At 65.3% G+C, this 20,113-nt stretch carries 18 protein-coding genes; 9 read left to right on the forward strand and 9 right to left on the reverse strand.

Annotated features, from left to right (window positions below; all coding sequences use genetic code 11):
• Together CWO89_RS15265 and CWO89_RS15270 are read right to left on the reverse strand one after the other, a co-directional pair.
• Window positions 1-218 (reverse strand): hypothetical protein (locus tag CWO89_RS15265; protein ID WP_207234487.1); only part of this gene is annotated, 218 nt, incomplete at its 3' end.
• Between the two features lie 283 nt (window positions 219-501).
• Window positions 502-1,083, reverse strand: a complete 582-nt coding sequence (locus tag CWO89_RS15270; RefSeq protein WP_130579618.1) for a hypothetical protein — start codon at window positions 1,081-1,083, stop codon at window positions 502-504.
• Window positions 1,084-1,436: 353 nt separating this feature from the next.
• Between CWO89_RS15270 and CWO89_RS15275 the strand changes: the two genes are divergently transcribed.
• From CWO89_RS15275 to CWO89_RS15285, 3 genes are read left to right on the forward strand one after another with little or no spacing between them, the layout of a single operon-like run.
• Window positions 1,437-3,587, forward strand: a complete 2,151-nt coding sequence (locus CWO89_RS15275; RefSeq protein WP_130579619.1) for a hypothetical protein — start codon at window positions 1,437-1,439, stop codon at window positions 3,585-3,587.
• Window positions 3,588-3,645: 58 nt separating this feature from the next.
• The gene (gene gspD / locus CWO89_RS15280; protein ID WP_130579620.1) at window positions 3,646-5,997 is read left to right on the forward strand and encodes a type II secretion system secretin GspD; all 2,352 of its coding nucleotides are present in this window, start codon (window positions 3,646-3,648) and stop codon (window positions 5,995-5,997) included.
• A gap of 19 nt (window positions 5,998-6,016) precedes the next feature.
• Window positions 6,017-6,745, forward strand: a complete 729-nt coding sequence (locus tag CWO89_RS15285; RefSeq protein ID WP_130579621.1) for a COG3904 family protein — start codon at window positions 6,017-6,019, stop codon at window positions 6,743-6,745.
• 42 nt (window positions 6,746-6,787) lie between these two features.
• On the opposite strand, the gene gspG is transcribed toward CWO89_RS15285, so the two are convergent.
• The 5 genes from gspG to CWO89_RS15310 all read right to left on the reverse strand — a co-directional run bounded on the left by gspG (window position 6,788) and on the right by CWO89_RS15310 (window position 12,560).
• Entirely contained in the window at window positions 6,788-7,276 is a 489-nt protein-coding gene (gspG, locus tag CWO89_RS15290) for a type II secretion system major pseudopilin GspG (RefSeq protein WP_130579622.1), read from the reverse strand.
• A gap of 583 nt (window positions 7,277-7,859) precedes the next feature.
• Window positions 7,860-8,882 carry a hotdog family protein gene (locus CWO89_RS15295; RefSeq protein ID WP_130579623.1) on the reverse strand — a complete coding sequence of 341 codons (1,023 nt, stop codon included), beginning with the start codon at window positions 8,880-8,882 and terminating at the stop codon, window positions 7,860-7,862.
• Window positions 8,883-8,998: 116 nt separating this feature from the next.
• Window positions 8,999-10,006, reverse strand: a complete 1,008-nt coding sequence (locus CWO89_RS15300) for a substrate-binding domain-containing protein (protein WP_165421164.1) — start codon at window positions 10,004-10,006, stop codon at window positions 8,999-9,001.
• 23 nt (window positions 10,007-10,029) lie between these two features.
• Entirely contained in the window at window positions 10,030-11,019 is a 990-nt protein-coding gene (locus tag CWO89_RS15305) for an ABC transporter permease (RefSeq protein ID WP_130579625.1), read from the reverse strand.
• Window positions 11,016-12,560 (reverse strand): sugar ABC transporter ATP-binding protein, encoded by a 1,545-nt coding sequence (locus tag CWO89_RS15310; RefSeq protein ID WP_349644883.1) that lies wholly within the window; start codon window positions 12,558-12,560, stop codon window positions 11,016-11,018. The genes CWO89_RS15305 and CWO89_RS15310 overlap by 4 nt, the downstream gene beginning before the upstream one ends.
• 137 nt (window positions 12,561-12,697) lie before the next feature.
• Between CWO89_RS15310 and CWO89_RS15315 the strand changes: the two genes are divergently transcribed.
• Together CWO89_RS15315 and CWO89_RS15320 are read left to right on the forward strand one after the other, a co-directional pair.
• Window positions 12,698-13,588 carry a CoA transferase subunit A gene (locus tag CWO89_RS15315; protein WP_165421165.1) on the forward strand — a complete coding sequence of 297 codons (891 nt, stop codon included), beginning with the start codon at window positions 12,698-12,700 and terminating at the stop codon, window positions 13,586-13,588.
• Window positions 13,589-13,591: 3 nt separating this feature from the next.
• The gene (locus CWO89_RS15320) at window positions 13,592-14,416 is read left to right on the forward strand and encodes a CoA-transferase subunit beta (protein WP_130579628.1); all 825 of its coding nucleotides are present in this window, start codon (window positions 13,592-13,594) and stop codon (window positions 14,414-14,416) included.
• A 9-nt stretch (window positions 14,417-14,425) separates the two neighbouring features.
• Here CWO89_RS15320 and CWO89_RS15325 read toward each other — a convergent pair whose 3' ends face one another.
• Window positions 14,426-15,568, reverse strand: coding sequence for a CaiB/BaiF CoA transferase family protein (locus CWO89_RS15325; protein WP_165421166.1), 1,143 nt, complete (start codon window positions 15,566-15,568; stop codon window positions 14,426-14,428).
• 19 nt (window positions 15,569-15,587) lie between these two features.
• On the reverse strand, window positions 15,588-16,643 hold the full coding sequence (locus CWO89_RS15330) for a LacI family DNA-binding transcriptional regulator (protein WP_130579630.1): 1,056 nt from the start codon (window positions 16,641-16,643) through the stop codon (window positions 15,588-15,590).
• 221 nt (window positions 16,644-16,864) lie between these two features.
• On the opposite strand from CWO89_RS15330, the gene CWO89_RS15335 reads away from it, so the two are divergent.
• Genes CWO89_RS15335 through CWO89_RS15350 form a run of 4 tightly spaced genes read left to right on the forward strand, consistent with a single transcriptional unit; the run spans window position 16,865 to window position 20,109 of the window.
• Window positions 16,865-17,641: an ATP-binding cassette domain-containing protein gene (locus CWO89_RS15335; RefSeq protein ID WP_130579631.1), complete on the forward strand. Its 777-nt coding sequence runs from the start codon at window positions 16,865-16,867 to the stop codon at window positions 17,639-17,641.
• A gap of 24 nt (window positions 17,642-17,665) precedes the next feature.
• Window positions 17,666-18,574 carry a CoA transferase subunit A gene (locus tag CWO89_RS15340; RefSeq protein WP_130579632.1) on the forward strand — a complete coding sequence of 303 codons (909 nt, stop codon included), beginning with the start codon at window positions 17,666-17,668 and terminating at the stop codon, window positions 18,572-18,574.
• On the forward strand, window positions 18,567-19,340 hold the full coding sequence (locus CWO89_RS15345; protein WP_165421167.1) for a CoA-transferase subunit beta: 774 nt from the start codon (window positions 18,567-18,569) through the stop codon (window positions 19,338-19,340). The genes CWO89_RS15340 and CWO89_RS15345 overlap by 8 nt, the downstream gene beginning before the upstream one ends.
• Window positions 19,318-20,109, forward strand: coding sequence for a CoA-transferase (locus CWO89_RS15350; RefSeq protein WP_165421168.1), 792 nt, complete (start codon window positions 19,318-19,320; stop codon window positions 20,107-20,109). Before CWO89_RS15345 ends, CWO89_RS15350 begins: the two co-directional genes overlap by 23 nt.
• The last annotated feature ends 4 nt before the right edge of the window (window positions 20,110-20,113 follow it).

The following is a 20,113-nucleotide window of genomic DNA, read 5'->3' on the forward strand; positions in this document are numbered from 1 at the left end:
CGCGCCATCGACGCTTGCGTGTTCTGCGCCGCCTGTTGCGCCTGCTGGGCCGCGGCCTGCGCCGCAGCGGTCGCCGCTTGCGTGGCTGCGGTGTTCGCGCCCCATGAGCCGAACGGGCGGGCATGGGCTCCCGAACTGACCGCAATCGCGACCGTGCTTGCGCCGACGAGAAGCAAAGCGCGGCGCGAATTCAACCGGGGGCGGAGAAGCGAATGCATGCGGAGCCTTCCAAAGCAGCAGGTGATGCGAAACGAATACGACGCAACGCACCGGCCAGCCTGGAACCAGCCTGGCGCGATGCCGACAGGTCGATGATCGGCGCACGCATAGTCGCTTGCGCGACCGCCTGCACCCAAGCGGACGCACGTGACAATCCGTGACGCCTCTCCTCACTCTCAAGACAGGTTGAGACAGGCTAACGCGAAGCGATTCCGGAAAAAAATTTTAACCCTGGCAGGCGCGCGGGCCGGCGGCCGCGGACGATGCGAAACCAGCGTCATTTCAGTTGCTTGGCGCGACGCGAAGCTTGCGGATCTCGCGCAGGCGCTGCTCCACGGCCGAGCCCGCGGTCTTGACGCTCTTTGCCCCACCGCCGAACAGCGCGAAATCGACCGCGCGCTCGCCCTGGGTCAGCACCAGCCGGCGCGGCTCGATCCGCTCCACCTTCCAGCCGCTGACGTCGTCACCAGTGCGGACGCGCGTCACCTTGTCGCCCGTGCCGCCGGCGCGGATGGCGGCGCGGCCGTCGCCGTTCTCGCTGACGATGCCAAGCACCACCACACTCGGCGGCGGCGGAGGTGGCGGTGGCGGCTCCTGCCGCGCCACCGGTGCGACTGGTTTGGGCGGAGGCCGTCGCGTCGGCGAGAACAGCGGCTTGTCGCGCGTCGCGCCGAGCTCGGGCAACGGCTGCAGCTCCACCGGATTGCTGACGGCAACGTCACCACTTGCAGGCGGCTCTGCCGCGCGGGTAAGCGACGCGCACAGGCAAAGCGCAACCGCCATCGATACTTGCAGGATCGACGCCGGTGCGATCGATACTCGCCGCGTGACGCTTCTGCGTCCGCCATCCATGCGTCTGTTCATGTGCGATCCCCGCGTCGTCTTCGACATACCGTCATCAGCGCGTGCGACAATCAAGGTGCATCACGCAGCGGCGCGTTGCAAGACATCATCGATCGTTGCAAGACGTCATGGATGAACGCGTCGTGTCTGCGCAGAGTGTTTGCGTCAAATCGGTGAACACGAATCACAACGCGGCATTCTCGCCATGCGCGGGATGTGAGCGCCGCTGTTACAACCGCGTCATCGAAGCCGAACACACTTCGCGCGCACGAGCGGACGACATCTTACCGGCGCTCGAGCTTTCAAGCGACACTTGAAGACATCGATACCAACGACATCGATACCGAAGAGATCGACAGTAGAGACGTGGCGTCATGCGTACGAGTCGCATTCCTGCCGGCCTTGCGCCGCTCGCACTCGGCGCCATGCTCATGGCCTCGGGCTCCATCGTGGAATGCGCCTTCGGCTTCGGGCAGGCGCGGGCTGCATGCACGCTGCAGGCGCGCGGCGGCGCGATCACGCGCGTGGTGCAGATTGAGCTCGACAACGTGCACCTGCGCCGTGACGACCCCAACGTACCGTCCGATCTCGAGCAGATGCCGCACCTGCGCGACTTCCTCGCCAGCAACGGCACCATCGGCAGCAACCATCACACCACGCCGCTGGCGCAGACGGCGACCGACACCCTCACCGTTCTGACCGGCCTGCACGGCGACCGCATGGGCGTGCCGATCGGCGACGGCAGCGGCACGTTCCGCAGCGACGGCAGCGTCGGCTTCGCCAGCGCATTCGGTTACTGGACCGCGAGCGGCGGCGACGGCAAGCCACTGATGCTCGCCGACACCGGCAAGACCGTGCCGGGGCCATGGGTGCCGTTCACCCGCGCGGGCTGTGACGTCGGCGCGTACGCGACCATGGGGCTGACGCTGCAGGACATCGCCGACGTCGCGACTGTGCTCGGGGCGTCGGAGGCGCGCGCCGCAGCCGGCGATCCCGCCAAGGCACGCACAGAGCTCGTCGGCGTCGCCATCCATTGCGCGCGCGGCAGCACGCTATGCAGCAACGCCCACGCACGGCCCGATCTTCTGCCCGACGAGCCCGGCGGCTATTCAGGTTTCAGCGCGCTGTTCGGCCACCGCCATGTACAGCCCCCGATCTCGCCGAATAGCGCGGTCACGGACATCCAGGGTGACGTGATTGCCGACGACGCCGGCCATCCAGGCTTTCCCGGCGCGTCAGAGACAACGGCGGCGCAGTCTCTTGGCTACGCCGCGGCGATGCTGGAGGCCGGCGTGCCGGTGGTCTATGTCGCGATCGGCGATGCACACAAGCCGGCCGCGATCGCCGCGCGCCGGCGCAGCTTCGGTCCCGGCGAGCGCGACTACGTCGCAAGGCTCGCCGCCTTCGATGCCGCGTTCAAGGCGTTCATCGACCGGCTGGCGGCCGGCGGCATCACGGCGGGCAACACGCTGTTCATCGTGGTGCCGAGCGGCAACGACCGTTTTGTCGGCGGACCGCCGAGCCCGCCGGAGTGCGACGGCGTCGCCCTGCCCTGCAGCTATGAAGCGACCGGCGCGATCAATGCGTTCATCGACCGGTTGCTCTTCACTCAGCGTCGCAACGTCACAGCGTTCGACCTGCGTGCCGGCAACGCGCCGGCCTTCTACATCCACGACAACCCGCTTGCTGCCGACCCGCTGACGCGCACGCTGGCGCAGGACGCAAGCAAGCTCACCGCGCTCAACCCCGTCACCGGCAAGACCGACCGGCTCGCGGCGATGCTCGCCGACCGCGCGCAGATGCAACTGATGCACATGGTCACGGCAAGCCCGGCGCGCACGCCGCACCTCATCATGTTCGGCGATCCCGACTACAACAACCGGACCGCAGCGAGCCGCGCCGATTGCGCCACCCCGCCCGCCTGCGTCGCGATTGATCCAGACGTGGCGTGGGGCGGCGGCGACATGGCGCAGATCGCAGGCACGAGCTGGTTCGCCATAGCCGGTCCGGGCGTCGCCCATCTCGGGCAGACGGCTGACATCCTCTCCCATCACGCCGACCTGCGGCCCACGATGCTCGCCCTGCTCGGCCTCGCCGACAGCTACGTCCACGACGGCGTCGTGCTGGTGGACCTGCTTGAAGCGAATGCGCTGCCACTGGGGCCCGCAGGCGGCCGCGAGACATATGCAGCGCTCGCCCGCGCCTACAAGACCCTCAACGATCCGCTCGGACAACTCGGCCGCAACAGCCTTGCGCTCGCAACCCAAGCGATCAAGGGCAGCGATACAAGCTATCAGCGCTATCTCCGTGCGATCGGGGCCGTCACCGCCACCCGCGATGCGCTGGCGGGCGAGATGAAGGCCGTGCTCGACGGCGCGGCGTTCGCGCGCCGCCCGGTCAACCCGGCCGCGGCCCGCCCGCTGATCGACCGCGCCGGAGCGCTGCTCAACGAGGTTGAGGAGCTCGCCGGCAGCAGCATCGCACCCGCCGATCGTCCGTGGAAGGCGGCCAGCGATGCGCATTGACACGAGCGCGGCGGGCGCAGTCCGCGCGTCTCGCAGGAGAGCACAAGGGAGAGCCATCGTGCAGTTGATCGAACGGTCCCGCCTGTCGCGCGCGACGTCACTTGGCGCCATGGCCGGCGTGTGGCTTGCAATCGGCGGCCTTCTGGGCGGCTGCATGATCGACAAGAGCATCGATCTGCCGGGTCGCGATCCGGTGACCGATCCGATCCGCGATGCGGATCTGCGCGCGCGCTGGACCGGTCCGGTCGGCGGACCGTCGTCGGGCGGCAGCGCGCCCAGCCGTTCGATGCAGCCGATGGTGTTTCCCGGCGCCGAGCAGGATCTCACACCGGCGCCGTCTTCTCGCGAGGTGAATGGGGCGGCGCGCGTCGCCTCGGCCACCGACGGTGATCTCGCAACCGAAGGCGGCGGCGTCGAAATGAACTTCGACAGCGCGGATATCCCGACGGCCGTGAAATCGGTGCTCGGCGACAGCCTCGGACTGAACTACGTGATCGATCCACGCGTGCAAGGCGTGATCACTCTGGCCTCAGCACAACGGATCCCGCGCAAGGACGTGTTGCCCATCTTCGAAAGCGTGCTGCGGATGTCGAACGTCGCGGTACTGCGCGAAGACAAGCTGATCAGGATCGTTCCGCTGCCGGAAGCCTCCGGCGCGGGCCCCTCCACCTTCGGTGCTGGACAGCCGGGCTATGGCGTCTCGATCGTGCCGCTGCGCTACATCTCGGCGGCGGCGATCGCCAAGACGGCGGAAAATTTCCTGTCGCGGCCGGGCGCCGTGCGCGCCGATCAGACGCGCAACCTTCTCCTGGTCCAGGGCACCGCCTCCGAGCGCCAGGCCGCGCTCGGCGTCATCGGAACCCTCGACGTGGAGTGGCTGCGCAATCAATCGGTCGGGCTGTACCCGCTGAAATCGACCGCGCCCGAAACCATGATCCGCGAGCTTGAAAAGGTGTTCGACACCGCCGAAGGCGGCAATGGTCAGGGTGTGATCAAGTTCCAGCCGGTGTCGCGCATGAACGCGGTGCTGGCGGTAAGCCGCAACAGCAAGGTGCTCGAGCGCGCGACCCAGTGGGTGCGGCGGCTCGATCGCTCCGATCCCACCGGCACCACGGTGCGAGTCTACAGCCTGCGCTACGGCAACGCGCGCAGCATCGCCCGCATCCTCAACGAGATGTTCGTCGGACGCTCCTCGCAGTCAGCCGGTCTTGACAGCCAGACCAGCACGACCGCGCCCGGACAGAGCGGAACGACATCGCGGCTCGATTCGCTCGGCACCGGCACGCTCAGCAACAACAATCAAGGCACGACCACGCAGGGCGGCACCGACAACTCGAACAACGCCAACCGCAGCGGCGCGACGCAAGCCGGCTTCTCAGATCGCAAGGACGACGACCAGGATGCGGCGGGGCTCGGTGGAACGGGATCGGGCGCGATGCCGCGCGGGGTGTTCCAGAATGTCCGGATCACCGCCGATAGGTCGACCAATGCGATCATGGTCTACTCCAACCAGGAAGATTATCTCGTGATCGAGCGGGCGCTGGAGTCGCTCGACCGGCCGCGGCTGCAGGTCGCCGTCGATGCCATGGTCGCCGAGGTCACGCTGACGGACCAGTTGCAGTATGGCGTGCAGGCCTATCTGACCAGCGGCAACGCAAACCTCGGCCAGGACAGAGGATCGGTCGGCCTGTTCAGCGCTGCGCAATCGGCGACGCAGTCGGCCCTGCTCGCGCGCGTGCTGCCCGGCTTCAACCTGCTGCTCGGCGCCGAATCCAATCCCAAGCTGGTCCTGAACGCGCTCTCCACCCTGACCACCATCAAGGTGCTGTCGGCGCCATCGCTGGTGGTCGCCGACAACGAGCCGGCGATCCTCGAGGTCGGCGACCAGGTGCCGATCTCGACCGGCAGCACCGTCACCGGACTGAACGTGGTGAGCAGCATCAGCCGGCAGAACACCGGCATCATCCTGAAGGTGCTGCCGCATGTACATCCGAACGGATCGATCGAGCTTGAGATCGAGCAGGAAGTCTCCAACGTCGTCAATCCGGGCGGCTTCAGCGCCCAGAACCTGACGCCGACCATCTCGCAGCGGCGCATCCGCTCGACCGTCGGCACCAGCAGCGGCCAGACCGTGCTGCTTGGCGGCCTGATCAAGGAAGACGACGAGCGCACGGTGTCCGGACTGCCCGGCCTCAACCAGATCAAATATCTCGGCGACCTGCTCAGCCAGAAGAGCGACATGAGGAATCGCTCGGAGATCATCGTATTCGTCACCACCAAGGTCGTACGCAACAGCCACGACGCCCAGGTGGTCGCCGAGGAGTTCCGCGAGCGCCTCGATACCATGCGGCGCGCACCGACGACCTTCGACGCGCCCGCTGCGGCGCCGACGCCGATCGCGCGCAAGTGAGACGAAAGCTGAAGCCGTGATGGCGATGCTGTCATCCATGCTGGGGCTCCTGGGAGCGGCCGTCGTCAGCACGGCCGCGACCGCCGCCGAGCTGAACAGCGTGACGCTGAAGGATGACGTCACCATCATCGCCCTTAGCGGCGACGTGGCGGGGGGCGACACGGAGGCTGCCGAAGCGCTGATCAAGACCGCCAACGACAGCAACCGCCTGATCTCTGCCGTGCGGCTCGATTCACCGGGCGGCAGCCTCTCCGAGGCGGTCCAGCTCGCAAATTTGATCCGCAGGGCGAAGCTGCCGACGATTGTCGCGGCCGGGTCGCGTTGCGCCTCGGCCTGTTTCATCGTGTTCGCGGCAGGAATAGAGAAATTCGCGAGCTACGACGCCGCGATCGGCGTCCACGGCGTGTCCGACAAGTTCGGCCACGAAACCGCGCAGACCGAAGAGGCGACCATGGCTATGGCCCGCATCGCGAGCGGGTTTGGCGTGCCGCCACGCATCACCCGGCAGATGGTGACGACGCACGCCCACGACATCGCGTGGCTGACGCCCGACGACCTGCGCGACATGGGCACGATCATGACCGATCGACCGGGACGTCGCACTCCGACATCGGCAGACGATCGGTGGGTTGCCGGGTTCGACATTCCGTCGGACGAGAGAACGACAAGGCCGCAGCAGACCGATCAACGCTCGACCGAGGGCGCCGGCAAGCCCGGCCGGAACTCGATGCCTTGGCAAAAGAGGTAGGAGGCTCCTTGGAGAAGACTGCCGAGCAGTACGGTGCCCACATCATTCATTGCTGGCGCTGGTCAGTTTGTCCAAAGAGATGTCTCCAGCGAGCCCGCTGCCGCCCTCCTGACCGTCCGAACCGTAGGAGATGATATCGTATGCGTTGCGCTCGCCGGGCGCACGATAGACATAGGGATGGCTCCACGGGTCATTTGGAACGACACCGCTCTTGAGGTAAGGACCATTCCAGTTGGTCACGCCCGGCGCCCGCTGCACGAGGGCTGTGAGGCCCTCCGCAGATGATGGGTAACGGCCGGTATCGAGATTGAAGAGGTCGAGCGCGCTTGCGAAGCTCTGCATCTGGATCTTCGCCGCTTTGACCTTCGACTCGCTCAGATAGCTGAGCACGCGCGGGCCAACCAGTCCCATGATCAAGCCGATAATGGCGATGACGACCAGCATTTCGACAAGAGTGAACCCCTGCTCGCCCTGCCGCGTTCTGTCCTGGCCGATACGCCTGGACATAGCGATGGAGCCTTGCTTCGACATCACTGTCCCCGTCTCATCCAATGAGTTGCGTAACGCGCAACTCGCGCTGGCCTTCCCACCACACCACCTGGCAAAGGCCTGATCTGATCGAAGTCAGCGGCCACCATGACGCTTAGCGCTTTCAAGGATGCCGAGACGCCGGAACGGCACCACATCCTTTGGTTGAACAATAATGGTCAGCGCCCGGACGACAATCGAATTTTTTCCATTTATTTGTTGCGGGTTTGGCGTTCGTCAGTCGTCTATGCCAGATGGGTTCAATCCCACGCTGCAGCACTTTCCACAAATGCCAGTGTTTGAAGCGCTGTCGCGATGTATAGCCCAGCTCCTGGCTGATCTCAGCGTGCTGCAGTGATTACTCCTGTTCGCTAAGAGGTGCGGATCGCTTCGTTTGGTGCGCGCATGTTACTGGCCGTGATTGCTCGGCCCGCAAAGCCTTATGAGCCATGATTACCTTCCGGCGGTAACCGGCCAGAACATTGCGCCGCTCGTCGTCCGGCACGCCGATGCGCTCTCCATTCGGCTCGGCTACCGCATCCGAGGCGTGGCCACCTGAGGCAGCGCTGCTCGAACCGAAAAACCATCAGGCCGGCAGCCTGCACGAGGCCCAGCCGACCGCCGTGAGCTTGGCATCCGACATGCGGCGGGCCCAGACCTCGAGCTCGACGACACGCGCGCCATCGGCCAGCGTGCCCACAGCCGTCACCACGCCGGAGAACGACACGGGATCGAAGACCTGCAGCGTGTTGATGAATTTCATCTTCAGCCAGCCCTTGGTGAACCAGGCTGCGCCGAACACACGTGCCATCAGCTCCGCGGCGGCGCCATATTCCTGCTGGCCCTGCACGATCAGGGTCGGCAACTTGCCTTTCTTGGCAATCTGCAAATCGTTGTGCGTGTTGCGCACGTATTCGCCGATGCGCGAGAAGACCGCCGTCTGCTCGGCCGTGAAGACCTTGTTCAACGGCGTCAACACGTCACCTACAGCCACATCGCTACCGGCCTTCTCGATCCGCCGCGCACAGTCCGCAACTTCTCCCGTCACGCTGCGTTCGGTCGTCCTACTGCTGCCGCGGCCGGCGATGAGACCCGGCACCGTGCGCAGGATTTCGACGCCGCGGTGGCGGACGATGCTGCGCCCATCCTCGCCGGTTGCCTGGGCTTCCATGACCACATAGCCTTGGCCGCGCCGCTCATAGGCCTCGACATATTGGCCGGAGAGCGTCACGCGTTCGCCCAGCTTCACCGGGCTGTCGAACCAGATCTGCTCCTCGGTGTGGAAACCCACCGTCTTGCTGGCGCGATAGCGCGTGGTGAAGAGCTGAACGAGATCGTTGCCCAGCAGCGCCGGATGGCCGATGCGCGCACCGTCGAACGGGCTCTCGCCCCGCAGATACCAGTCGCCGTAGTCGTCCTGAGTGAAAGCGAAGCGCTTGATCTTGTGATCGTCGACGGTGATCGTCACCGGCCCCAGTTCCTCCGGTATCCGCAGGTTCTCGAACACTGGCTCCTTCAGGCCGGCCTCGAGGTCATCTGCGGTCGCGGCCCGGCGAGGGTCGGTCAGGTCGCGCCAGGGGTTCGGTGCGGTGGCGGTCGATTGGGTCATGGTCTCGTCCTGGAATCGCTTTTCGAGAGGTGCGCGAGCGGTGGCCGGCTGCGGCTTCGGCCGAATGTAAGAAACAACGGACCCCGGCCGCTCGCGCCTGGCCGGAGTCGGGAGCATCAGAAGGTCAGGCGTGAAGGCAGGACCTTCCGCTTGCGGCTCTCCGGGTCATACCACTCGGTCACATTCGACTTGGTGATCAGAGGCGAATCGAAGGCGATCGTCTTCTTGATCGGCTTGCCGCGCAGGATCTGCACCGCGGCCTCGATGCCCTCCGAGCCGAACGGAAGATACTCCCACACGCCATCGAGATCGCCCTTGTAGATGCCTTCCAGTGCCTCGACGGTGAGACCGTCGTAGCCGGTGAACCACATCTGGTCCTTGCGCCCCGCCTCCTTGGCGGCGCGCACGGCGCCGAGCGCCATGTCGTCATTATGGCAGTAGACCGCATCGATCTGCTTGTTGGCCTGGAGCAGATCCTCCATGCCCTTGATGGCCTGCGTGCGGTCGTAGTTGGCGACGATGTGGCCAATGACCTTGATGTCGGGATGCTTCTCGATGACCTCACGCCAGCCTTTGCCGCGTTGCTGGTTGATCACCGATCCAGGCTTGCCTTCGATCTGCGCAACCAGGCCTTTGCCGCCGAGCTTCTTGACGTAATACTCGCCCGCCGAACGCGAGGTCGCCAGCGTGTCGGTCGCGAGGTGACACGCAAAATCGGCGCCGCCGGCCAGCGGCGAGCTGAGCACCACGATCGGAACCTTGGCTTCGTTAATCTGCTTGACCGCGGGCGTGATCGCCTCGGCGTAGTAGGTCGAGATGATGATGATGTCCACGTTGCGGACCAGCAGGTCCTCGATGTCGCGCACCTGCTTGGCCGGCTGGTCGTTGGCATCATAGACGACGGCCTTGAGACCGTACTTCTTGGCGGTCTCCTCGATGCCCGCCTGTTGTTGCTTGATCCACTCGGTGTTGGAGAAGGACATCGTGAAGCCGACGGTCTTTCCCTGCACGGCCTGGGCAAACGAGTCCTGTCCCCAGATGGCGGCGGACGCAAACGCCGCAGCGCCGGCGCCGAGCTTGAGGATATCACGGCGGTTCGTCCGCCGCGTTCCGTCGTGGGTCATGATTTCTCCTCCAATTGCGAGCTTCAGCGCCGCTTTCTCCATTCGCTCATGACGACCGCCAGAACGATGATCACGCCCTTGAGCAGCATCTGAGAATAAGGTGACACGTTGAGCAGGTTGAGGACGTTCGACAGGAACGCCATGATCAGCACGCCGAGCACGGTGCCGCCGACACCGCCGACGCCGCCATCGAAGGTGGTGCCGCCGATCAGCGTGGCTGCGATGGCATCGAGCTCATAGAGCGTGCCGGCATTGGGCTCCCCGACAGTGAGGCGGCTCGCCAGGACGACGCCGGCAAGACCCGCCAGCAGCCCGCTCACGGTGTAGACGAGCACCTTGTTGCGCTCGACCGCGATGCCCGAGAGGCGAGCCGCCTCCTCATTGGCACCGACGGCATAGACGGCGCGGCCGAACACGGTGTAGTGCAACGTCAGAGCCGCGATCAGCCATACGATCGCGAACAGCACCACCGGTGCCGGAACAGGCCCGATGAAGCCCGAGCCCAAAAAGGTGAAGGCCGCCGACGCATCTCGCACGATGACGTTGCTGCCTTCCGTATAGATGTAGACGAGGCCGCGCACGAAGATCATCGTGCTCAACGTCGCGATGAAGGGCTGCAGGCGCAGGCGCGTGATCAGTAGCCCGTTGACGATGCCGACCGCGACGCCCGCCGCGACCCCGACCAGCACCGCGGCGCCCACCCCGTAGTGCGCGAAGCCGGCCGTCAAGGCGGCCGAAATGCCGACGATGGAGCCGGCCGAGAGGTCGATGCCCCGATTGAGGATGACGTAGGTCATCCCGATGCTGACGAGGCCGATCATGGTCGCCCCGCGCAACACGTTCAGGATGTTGCGAGAGGACAGGAAGTACGGCGACAGCAGGCTTGCCACAACGAGCAGCAGTACGAGCGCGAGCACGTTGCTGTAGCGCACCAACAAGCCCAGGGCCCGATTGTAACCGGAGTTAGCGGTTTTGGGAGAGGCCGCGCCCTCCGTGATGGCGGTGTCGGTCATGCGTGAAGCTCTTGCTTGATGGATTCGACAGGGAGGGCGAGAGCGAGCAGGCTTTCTTCCGTCGCACGGTCGCCCTCGACTTCGCCGGTGATCCGCCCGTCGCTCATGACGAGCACGCGATCGGCCATGCCCAGGATCTCGGGCAGTTCGGAGGAGATGAGCAGGACCGCAATCCCCTCCCGGGCGAGTTGATCGACGAGCGCGTAGATCTCGCGCTTGGCGCCCACGTCGATACCGCGGGTGGGCTCGTCAAGGATAAGCACGCGCACGCCCTTGAGGAGCCATCGCGCGAGGATGCATTTCTGCTGGTTGCCGCCGCTCAGCACGGCGACCGGCTGCTCGGCATGGGGAGTGCGCACGTTGAGGCGGCCGATAAACGCACGGGCCTGCTCGGCCTGCTTGCGGCTGTTGAGCACGCCGAAACGGCTGTGCTTCTCCGGAGCCGCGAATGCGATGTTCTCACGAACCGAAAGCGGCATGAAGAGACCATCGCGGCGATCCTCGGCGATGTAGGACACACCCTTTCTGATGGCGTCGGCCGGGCTGCGCAGGACGACCGGTCCTCCGTCGATCAGGATGCGTCCCGCCGAGATCGCGGTTGCACCGAACAGCGCGCGCGCCAGCTCCGTTCGGCCTGCGCCGACTAGGCCGGAGAGGCCGAGTATCTCGCCAGCGCGCAATGTCAGGCTTGCGTCCCTGAAGCCGTGGCCTGAAATCTCCCGCGCCTCCAGCACCGGCTTGCCTGGCGCCCTCCCCTTGGCGGGAAAGCGCTCGCCAAGGTCACGCCCGACCATGAGGCCGATCAGCGCATCCTTGCTGGTCGACGCCACGTCGAGGGTCGTCACCTTGCGACCGTCCTTGAGGACGGTGACGCGCGAAGCGATCCGGAAAATCTCGTCCAGATGATGCGAAATATAAAGGAAGCTGACGCCATCGGCCTGGAGCCCCCGCACGATCGTGAACAGGCGGTCGACCTCCACCGGAGTCAGACTCGCAGTCGGCTCATCGAGAATGATCAGACGCGCCTTGAATGCGAGCGCCTTGGCGAGTTGGATGAGCTGCCGCTGAGCAATCGACAATGCCTCGACCGGAGTGCGCGGATCGAGATCGAGGCCGACGCGCTCCAGCAATTCGGCGGTCCTGCGATCGGCTTCGGCCCAATCCACCCGTCCCCAGGCCGCCAGGGGCAGGCGCCCCATAAAAACGTTTTCCGAAATGGACAAAGGACTGCAGAGTTTGGGCTCCTGGTGCACCATGCTGATCCCAAGCTCGAGCGCCACGAAGGGATCCGGAATCCGAACCGGACGGCCATCCAGCAAGATTTCGCCGTCATTCGGCGTGTAGATTCCGTCCAGGACCTTCATCAGAGTGGATTTTCCGGCGCCGTTTTCTCCAATAAGTGCGTGTATTTCGCCGCGATCGACCAGCAATGACACCTGATCAAGCGCCACCACACCGGGAAACGACTTCGAGATACCGCGAACATCAAGAAAAGCCGGGACCGACGCCAAGTATTTCCTCCATCTCACCCGCGTCTCCACAGCTTTTAAGACTTGTCGCGCGGCGTATGATCGATATAAAAACGTTTTTGTATCGGCCGCGCAAGCTGAAAATGCAATCTGGCAGCCAATACGTTCTGAAATTTCGTGGGGTCCGCCTCACGGTGCCGGGAGCCGCCATGAAGAACAAGCTCGTTTCACTCGAGGCCGCGCTGGCCCCGATCGCGTCCGGCGTGACGCTCGCGATCGGCGGGAGTCTATTGCGGCGCCAACCCAATGCGGCCGTCCGTGAGTTGATTCGCCGCGGGGTCAAGGACCTCACCTTGATCACGTGGGCGACCACTACCGCGACGGACATGCTGGCGGCGGCCGGCGCGATCCGGCGCTGGGAAGGCATCTATGCGGGAATGTTCAGCCACGGCCTTGCCCCGAATTTCAGGCGCGGCGTCCAGAGCGGCGCCATCACGGCGCGCGACTTCTCCGAATGCGCGATCGTGGCGCGCTTCCGCGCAGCCGCAGCCGGGCTTGCCTTCATGCCCGTTCGCTCGCTGCTCGGCTCCGACATGGCGGCACGCAATCCCGAGCAAATCCGGCCCATGACCTGCCCCTTCAGCGGGGACAAGCTTCATGCGGTCGCCGCAGCCGACGCCGATTTCACCATCATTCACGGTTACGCCGGCGACCGCTATGGCAACGTGCAGTGGCCCGTGGTGCGCGACAGCGACGACATCGACCAGCTCATGGCGAGCGGTGCCAAGCGGCTCATCGTCACCGTCGAGAAAATCATTCCGCACGAGCAGGTCAAGGCGCAGCCGACGCTCACCTATATTCCCGGCCAGTGGGTCGAGGCCATCGTCGAAGTCCCGCAAGGCGCGCATCCGGCCGCCTGCGACTCCATCTACGACGAAGACGAAGAGCACCTGCGGCTTTACCTCGAGCACGCCAAGACTCCCGAGGGCATGGCGACCTATCTCGACCGCTTCGTCCGCACGCCGCGGGCTCACGACGAGTACCTTCACGCCAGCGGCGCTTCCGCCCGCCTCCCGTCCCTCTCCGTTCAGCAGGGCTGACGCATGAACACGCTTACCGCCTCCGGCGCCGTCACCGGCTTCACCGTCAACGAACTCGCAGCCTGTATCATTGCGCGCGAAATCCGGGATGACGACCTGATCTTTGTCGGCGTCGGCACCAACGGACGCGCCTTCACGCTCGCTGTCGGCATCCCGCTCGCCGCGTGTCGCCTCGCGCAACTGCGCCACGCGCCCGGCGCCACGGTCTATTGGGGCAACCTCCTGGATCCGGACCTTTCCAGCATGCCCGACAATCTCCGCCAGGACAGCCTGACGCGCTGGCATGCCGCTGCCTGCCCGGCCGACACGGGTTTCAAGTGCGACATGCTTGGCCGCGGTCGCTTCGACGTCTCTTTCGAGTCCGCGGCGCAGGTCGATCGCCACGGCAATCTCAACATCACCGCGATCGGCCATTATGCAAAGCCGGATGTGCGGCTGGTCGGCTGCCTTGCCCAGCCCGAGCATCTGGCCTTTGTGCGCCGTCCCATCATCGTGGTGGACCTCGACAAGCGTACTTTCGTGGAGCAGGTCGATTTCGTGACCAGTGTCGGCCATCAGGTCCGCGGCACTCCGCGTCGGGAATTTGGCCTGCCAGGGCCCGGCCCGGCGCTCGTGGTCACCGACAAGGCCGTCTTCGACTTCGGGTCCGACGGCGCCATGCGCCTGCGTTCGCTGCATCGGGGGGTCACGCTCGACGACGTGCGCTCGCGCATGGGCTTCGCGCCGACCATTCCCGAAAACATCCCGGTCACCGAGCAACCCTCGCTAGAGGAGTTGCGCCTGCTGCGCGAGGTGATCGACCCGCGCGGCGTGCTGATGCGGGTCTAAGCGTCCGCTTCAGCCGAGCCAGTCCGCCACCACCTCGCTGGTGTGCTCTCCGATCGACGGCGCCCGCCGGCGGATGCTGTTCGCGGTCTCCGAGAGCTTCACGGTGACCCCGTGCATCGGCACATTGCCGTCGGGATAAGCGATATCGACGATCTGCTCGCGATGCTTGAGCTGCGGGTTTGTGACCACTTCGGCAATGGTGGCGACCTTCCCGCAGGGCACCTCGGCACGCGCCAGCGTCTCGACCACGTCGTCGGAGTGGTGCTGAGCGATCCAGCCGGCGATGATGGTTTCGATCGCGTCAGCGTTGGCCATACGTCCGGCGTGCGTGGCAAACCGATCATCCGAGAGCAGGTGCTCGAGACCGGCGGCCTTGCACAAGCGGGGAAAGAGCGCGTCATTGCCGGCATTGAAGTGAATCCAGCGCTCGTCCTTGCAACGATAGTTGTTGGCCGGCGCCGAATAGCGGTCGCGCGCGCCCTTGCGCGTGGCCTCCGTTCCGAACAGCGCGTATTCGGGAATGGCGGTCAGCAGCAGCGTCACCGCGCTGTCCAATAGTGCTGCGTCAACCACCTGCCCCCGTCCAGTCCGTTCGCGCGCCTGCAAGGCTCCGAGCGCACCGACGGTCGCGTAGAGGCCGGTCACCTGATCGACGACGAAGGCGCCCGAAGGGACCGGCTTGCCGCCGGCCTCGCCCGTGATCTCCATCAGGCCGCTCATGGCCTGCGCGATGACATCGAAGCAGGGGCGCTGCGCGTGCGGTCCGGTCTGCCCGAAGCCCGAGATGCGCACCATGATCAGACGCGGATTGATGGCGGAAAGCTCCTCGTAGCTGCATCCCATCTTCTCCAGGGTGCCCGGCCGGAAATTCTCGATCAGGATGTCCGCCTTGGCGGCGAGGTCGCGCAGGAGCTGCTGGCCCTCGGCGTTGCGATAGTCGAGCGCAAGGCTGCGCTTGTTGCGATTGAACATCATGACATAGAGGCTCTCGCCTCCGATCTTTGGCGCGATCGCCCGGGCATCCTCACCCTTTCCGGCCCGCTCGACCTTGACGACGTCGGCGCCCATGTCGCCCAGCAGCATTCCGCAAACGGGTCCCGCAATGAAGCGCGACAAATCGAGGACCTTGATCCCCTCAAGCGAACCGGCCATTTCCTCTCCTTGACTGGAATTATACGGCTTCTTTCTTGCGCTTTTTGCCCGCCGCATGGGGGGCGCGCGCGGTGGACCCGCGGACAACGAGTCCCGTCGGGAAAATCTGCTCGCGTGCCGGCGACGGACGCTGGTTGCGGATCCGCTTCATCAGCATCTCGGCCGCAGCCGCGCCCATGATGCGCTTCTGCAGGTGGATGGTGGTCAGGTCGATGCGACGGAAGGAAGCGAGCCGGATGTCGTCGAGACCGACAACCGAAAGGTCGGCCGGCACCTTGATGCCGAGCTCCATGGCCGCCTCGATCACGCCCATGGCGTTCAGATCGTTGCTGGCCATGATCGCGGTGGGGCGATTGGGCAGAGACAACAAGCGCAGGCCGGCGTCATAGCCGGTCGGCAGGTTGTAGTCGCCGTTGAAGATGAGTTCGGCGTCCCGGTCGAGCTTCAGGCGGCGGATCGCGGCCTTGTAGGCCTCGAGCCGTTCGGCGGCGGTCGAGGAGTCCATCGGACCACGCACGAAGCCGATGCGGGTATGGCCGAGACTGGCGAGATGATCTACGGCCTGGGTGATTCCACCGACATTGTCGGAACCGACATAGTCATCCTCGTGGCGCGGACTGCGTCGTTGCACCAGCACAAAAGGCGTCCCCGAGTCGAGCAACTCGCGAACGCGCGGCGTATCCGTGTATTGGGAGATCAGCACCATGCCGTCGACCTGGCTGTCGAGCAGCGCACGCATATGCCAGATCTGCTTCTCCTCATCGCCATCCGTGTTGCAGAGAAGCAGGCTGCACTTTTCGCGGATCGCCACGTCCTCCACGCCACGGACGAAATCCGGAAAGGCCGGGTTGGCGACGTCGGCAATCAAGACGCCGATGGTGAAGCTGCGCTGCATCCGCAACGCCCGGGCCACGGCGGACGCACGGTAGCCGAGACGCTCGGCGGTCTCCTTCACCAGCCGCCGGGTCTCCTCGCTTACATGCTGCTTGCCAACCAGCGCGTTGGAGACGGTCGAGAGGGCGATACCGCACTCGTTGGCGACATCCTTGATCGTTACGCGCTTCTTGTCTTTCATGTCTCAGGCTCTCCGACACCCATGCACCGTTCGGCACCAATAGCGGCCGGCCGGGCTTCGTCCAGATTCAGACCCTGAGAGAACGCGCATCGCAAGCAGATTAAGTCCGCAGTTGACCCCAGCGTCATAGCACGTGTAGCTTGCAAAACCAAGAAACGTTTTCGGAAATCGTTTCGTGGCTTTTTCAAGTCGACACGTTCAGGTCCAGATGGAGGATGCGAATGACACACGGCACCAGCGGCGCGGCCCTTCTTGAAGCGCGTGGCGTCAGGAAATCCTACGGCCCGGTGCATGCCCTGCGGGGAGTCGACTTCCGCATCCGCAAAGGCGAGACCGTCGCGCTCGTCGGCGACAATGGCGCGGGCAAGAGCACTTTCGTCAAGATCCTGTCCGGCGCCATTCAGCCGACCGGAGGAGAGATCCTGTCCGACGGCCGCCCCATCGCGATCTCCTCCACCGAGGTGGCGAGGAATCTGGGAATCGAAACCGTGTACCAGGACCTCGGCCTCTGCGACAATTTGAGCGTCGCCGACAACATATTCCTGGGCCGGGAAAGAACCTGGGGGATCGCCCCGCTGCGTTTCCTGGACAAGCGCAGCATGCGCGCGGCCGCCGACGATGCGCTGAAGGGCCTTTCTGTCAACGTGCCGCGAGCTGACGCCAACGTTTCCGGCCTCAGCGGGGGCCAGCGCCAGGCCGTTGCGCTTGCCCGCACCAAACTGTGGAAATCCTCGCTCGTGCTGCTCGACGAGCCGACTGCCGCTCTCGGCGTGCAGGAGACCAAGCGCGCCATGGACGCCGTGCGGAAGCTGCAGGAACAGGGCATCTCGATCGTGCTGATCAGCCACAACATGCCGCTGGTGATGGAGATGAGCCATCGCGTGGTGGTTCTACGGCACGGGACCAAGGTCGGCGATGTACCGACCGCCTCGGTCAACGGCGACGATATCGTGTCGCTGATCACCGGCGCCCGCCAGACATGGATCGAGGCGGCCTGAGCGCTTCACGGACAAGGCCCAACAATGGCGCAAACGCCGTCGAAACTCGTCTCGCTGGCCGAGGCCGCGCAATCCGTCGCCAGCGGCGCATCGCTGACCGCAGGCGGCTTCGCACATTCCCACCAGCCGCTCGCCTTCACGCGCGAGCTCGTCCGGCAAGGGCGCTCGCAGCTCACGCTGATGAGCGTCGCAGAATGCTGGGTCGCCGAGTTCCTGGCCGCCGCGGGCATGCTCGAAAAGGTCTATTTCTCGAACTTCATGTTCGAGGGTTATGGCCGCTGCCAACGCTTCTCCAAGGCGGTGGAGGCCGGCACCATCGCGGTCGAAGACCACAGCCATTTCGGCATGGTGTCGCGCTTGATGGCGGCGGGGCTCGGCTTGCCGTTCATGCCCATCCTCGCAGTCTCCGGTTTCGAGCCGGCGGCGCACAAGGCGAAGCGCCTGGATTCGCCCTTCGGCAACGGCGTTGTCACCGCGGTCTCTCCGCTCAAACCCGACGTGGCCGTCATTCACGCCGCCCGCGCGGACCGGCTCGGCAATGTGCAGCTATTCGGGACAACGTCAGTGATCGAGGAGCAGGCGCGCACTGCGGCACAGGTGATCGTCACCGTCGAGGAGATCGTGGAGACCGACGTCATCCGCCGTCAACCGGAACTCACGCTGCTGCCGGCGCTGATGGTCGACATGGTGGTCCATGTGCCCTACGGCGCCCATCCGACGGGAGTCTACGGCTACTACGACCATGACGCCCCTCACCTTGCCGACTACTACGCAGCGTCGCGCTCGGAGACTGACACAGCCGCCTGGCTCGACCGCTGGGTGCATGGCCTGCCCGACCATTTCGCCTATCTGGACACCCTGACGATATCCCGACTGCTCCGCCTGCGCGTCGACCCCGCGCTGGGTTACCTGCATGAGGTCCGCCATGACTGACGTCAGCCGCGACGAATACATGGCCGTCGCCGCCTCGCGCGAGATTCGCGACGGCGACACCGCCTTCATCGGGACCGGCCTGCCCATGGTAGCCGCCTATCTCGCCAAGGCGACGCACGCGCCGCGCGTCAACCTCGTGTTCGAGTCCGGCATCATCGATCCCCAGCCTGTCGATCTCGCTACCGGCGTGGGCGACTACCGGCTTGTGCACGGCTCCACCAAGGTCGCCGGTACGTTCTATGCCCTCAGCCTGCTGCAGCAGGCGAAGGTCGACATCGGCTTCCTTGGCACGGCCGAGATCGATCCCTACGGCAACCTCAACTCCACGGTGATCGGGCCCTACGACCGGCCGCGGGTCCGGCTGCCGGGCAGCGGCGGCGCCAACGACATTGCCAGCATGGCGAAGCGTTTCGTGGTGATCGCGCGGCTCGATCGCAAGCGCTTCGTCGAGAAGGTGCAGTACCTGACGACACCGGGTTTCCTCACCGGTCCTGGCGCACGCGAAGCGGCGGGCTTGCCGGGGGCCGGCCCGGTCAGGGTGATCAGCGATCGCGCGATCCTTGGTTTCGATCCGGCCTCGAGGCGCATGCGCGTGGAGCGCCTATATCCCGGCGCTACGCTTGCCGAGGTGCAGGAGCACATCGCCTTTCCCATCGATGCGGCACCGACGCTCGAAATCGAGCCGGAGCCCGATCTTCATCTGCTGCGTCTGCTGCGCGACGTCATCGACCCCGACGGGGTCTATGTCGGCCGCGACGAGCGCTGAGCACACCCGAGGATTCCCGCCAATGTCCGCCGGACACAAAGTCGTTTCGCTCGCCGATGCAATCGGCCTCATTCGTGACGCCGACTGTGTCGCCCTTGGCGGTCACGCAGGGCGCAAACCACCAATGGCGCTGGCGTGCGAGATCATCCGGCAGGGCCGCAAGGACCTTCGTCTCGTGTCCTGGGACAAAGGCCTGGCGCTCGAACTCCTCATTGCCGCGGGTTGCGGCGCGCGTATCGCGGCCGATGACATGGAGACGCGGGATCGCATCCGCGCCATCGCGCTCGGGTTGCCCTCCACATCGGGCACGTGGGACTCCCATTTCCGCATATTGCGGCCGGATTTCGTGCTCCTGCATGCGCAGTGGGCCGATACGGACGGCAACGTTCGCTTCGCGCTGGATCAATGGGAGCCCGAACTCCCGGACTTGCTGCTCGCGAAGGCAGGCGCAAAAGCGATCGTGTCCGTCGAGCAGGTCGTCAGCGCTCAAGCGATCGCCCGGCGCCCGACCGATCCGTTCCTGTCCGGTGAGGCCGTCGCCTGCATCGTCGAGGCGCCTTACGGCGCCTATCCCGCCGCCTGCGACACCCGCTACGAAGCGGACCACGCAGCGCTTGGGGAAATCGCCGAAGCGACGCGGTCGCACCAGGCCCTACGGGCCTGGCTGGACAAGCATGTCTTCAAGCCGGGCGATCACTGGGCGACCCTCGATGCCGTCGGTTCGCGACGGCTGCTCGGCATCACGACCGACCGGGTGTTGAGGGTCTGATCCG

The organism is Bradyrhizobium sp. Leo170, assembly GCF_004296405.1.
Lineage (GTDB): Bacteria > Pseudomonadota > Alphaproteobacteria > Rhizobiales > Xanthobacteraceae > Bradyrhizobium.

What these genes read in the sequence shown, in the direction of transcription:
- CWO89_RS15320 (WP_130579628.1), top strand. Translation starts at nt 13,592, where the DNA reads ATGAACACGCTTACCGCCTCCGGCGCCGTCACCGGCTTCACCGTCAAC.
- CWO89_RS15325 (WP_165421166.1), bottom strand. Translation starts at nt 15,568, where the DNA reads ATGGCCGGTTCGCTTGAGGGGATCAAGGTCCTCGATTTGTCGCGCTTC.
- CWO89_RS15305 (WP_130579625.1), bottom strand. Translation starts at nt 11,019, where the DNA reads ATGACCGACACCGCCATCACGGAGGGCGCGGCCTCTCCCAAAACCGCT.
- CWO89_RS15285 (WP_130579621.1), top strand. Translation starts at nt 6,017, where the DNA reads ATGGCGATGCTGTCATCCATGCTGGGGCTCCTGGGAGCGGCCGTCGTC.
- CWO89_RS15295 (WP_130579623.1), bottom strand. Translation starts at nt 8,882, where the DNA reads ATGACCCAATCGACCGCCACCGCACCGAACCCCTGGCGCGACCTGACC.
- CWO89_RS15335 (WP_130579631.1), top strand. Translation starts at nt 16,865, where the DNA reads ATGACACACGGCACCAGCGGCGCGGCCCTTCTTGAAGCGCGTGGCGTC.
- CWO89_RS15340 (WP_130579632.1), top strand. Translation starts at nt 17,666, where the DNA reads ATGGCGCAAACGCCGTCGAAACTCGTCTCGCTGGCCGAGGCCGCGCAA.
- CWO89_RS15350 (WP_165421168.1), top strand. Translation starts at nt 19,318, where the DNA reads ATGTCGGCCGCGACGAGCGCTGAGCACACCCGAGGATTCCCGCCAATG.
- CWO89_RS15300 (WP_165421164.1), bottom strand. Translation starts at nt 10,006, where the DNA reads ATGACCCACGACGGAACGCGGCGGACGAACCGCCGTGATATCCTCAAG.
- gspG (WP_130579622.1), bottom strand. Translation starts at nt 7,276, where the DNA reads ATGTCGAAGCAAGGCTCCATCGCTATGTCCAGGCGTATCGGCCAGGAC.
- CWO89_RS15315 (WP_165421165.1), top strand. Translation starts at nt 12,698, where the DNA reads ATGAAGAACAAGCTCGTTTCACTCGAGGCCGCGCTGGCCCCGATCGCG.
- CWO89_RS15270 (WP_130579618.1), bottom strand. Translation starts at nt 1,083, where the DNA reads ATGAACAGACGCATGGATGGCGGACGCAGAAGCGTCACGCGGCGAGTA.
- CWO89_RS15345 (WP_165421167.1), top strand. Translation starts at nt 18,567, where the DNA reads ATGACTGACGTCAGCCGCGACGAATACATGGCCGTCGCCGCCTCGCGC.
- CWO89_RS15330 (WP_130579630.1), bottom strand. Translation starts at nt 16,643, where the DNA reads ATGAAAGACAAGAAGCGCGTAACGATCAAGGATGTCGCCAACGAGTGC.
- CWO89_RS15275 (WP_130579619.1), top strand. Translation starts at nt 1,437, where the DNA reads ATGCGTACGAGTCGCATTCCTGCCGGCCTTGCGCCGCTCGCACTCGGC.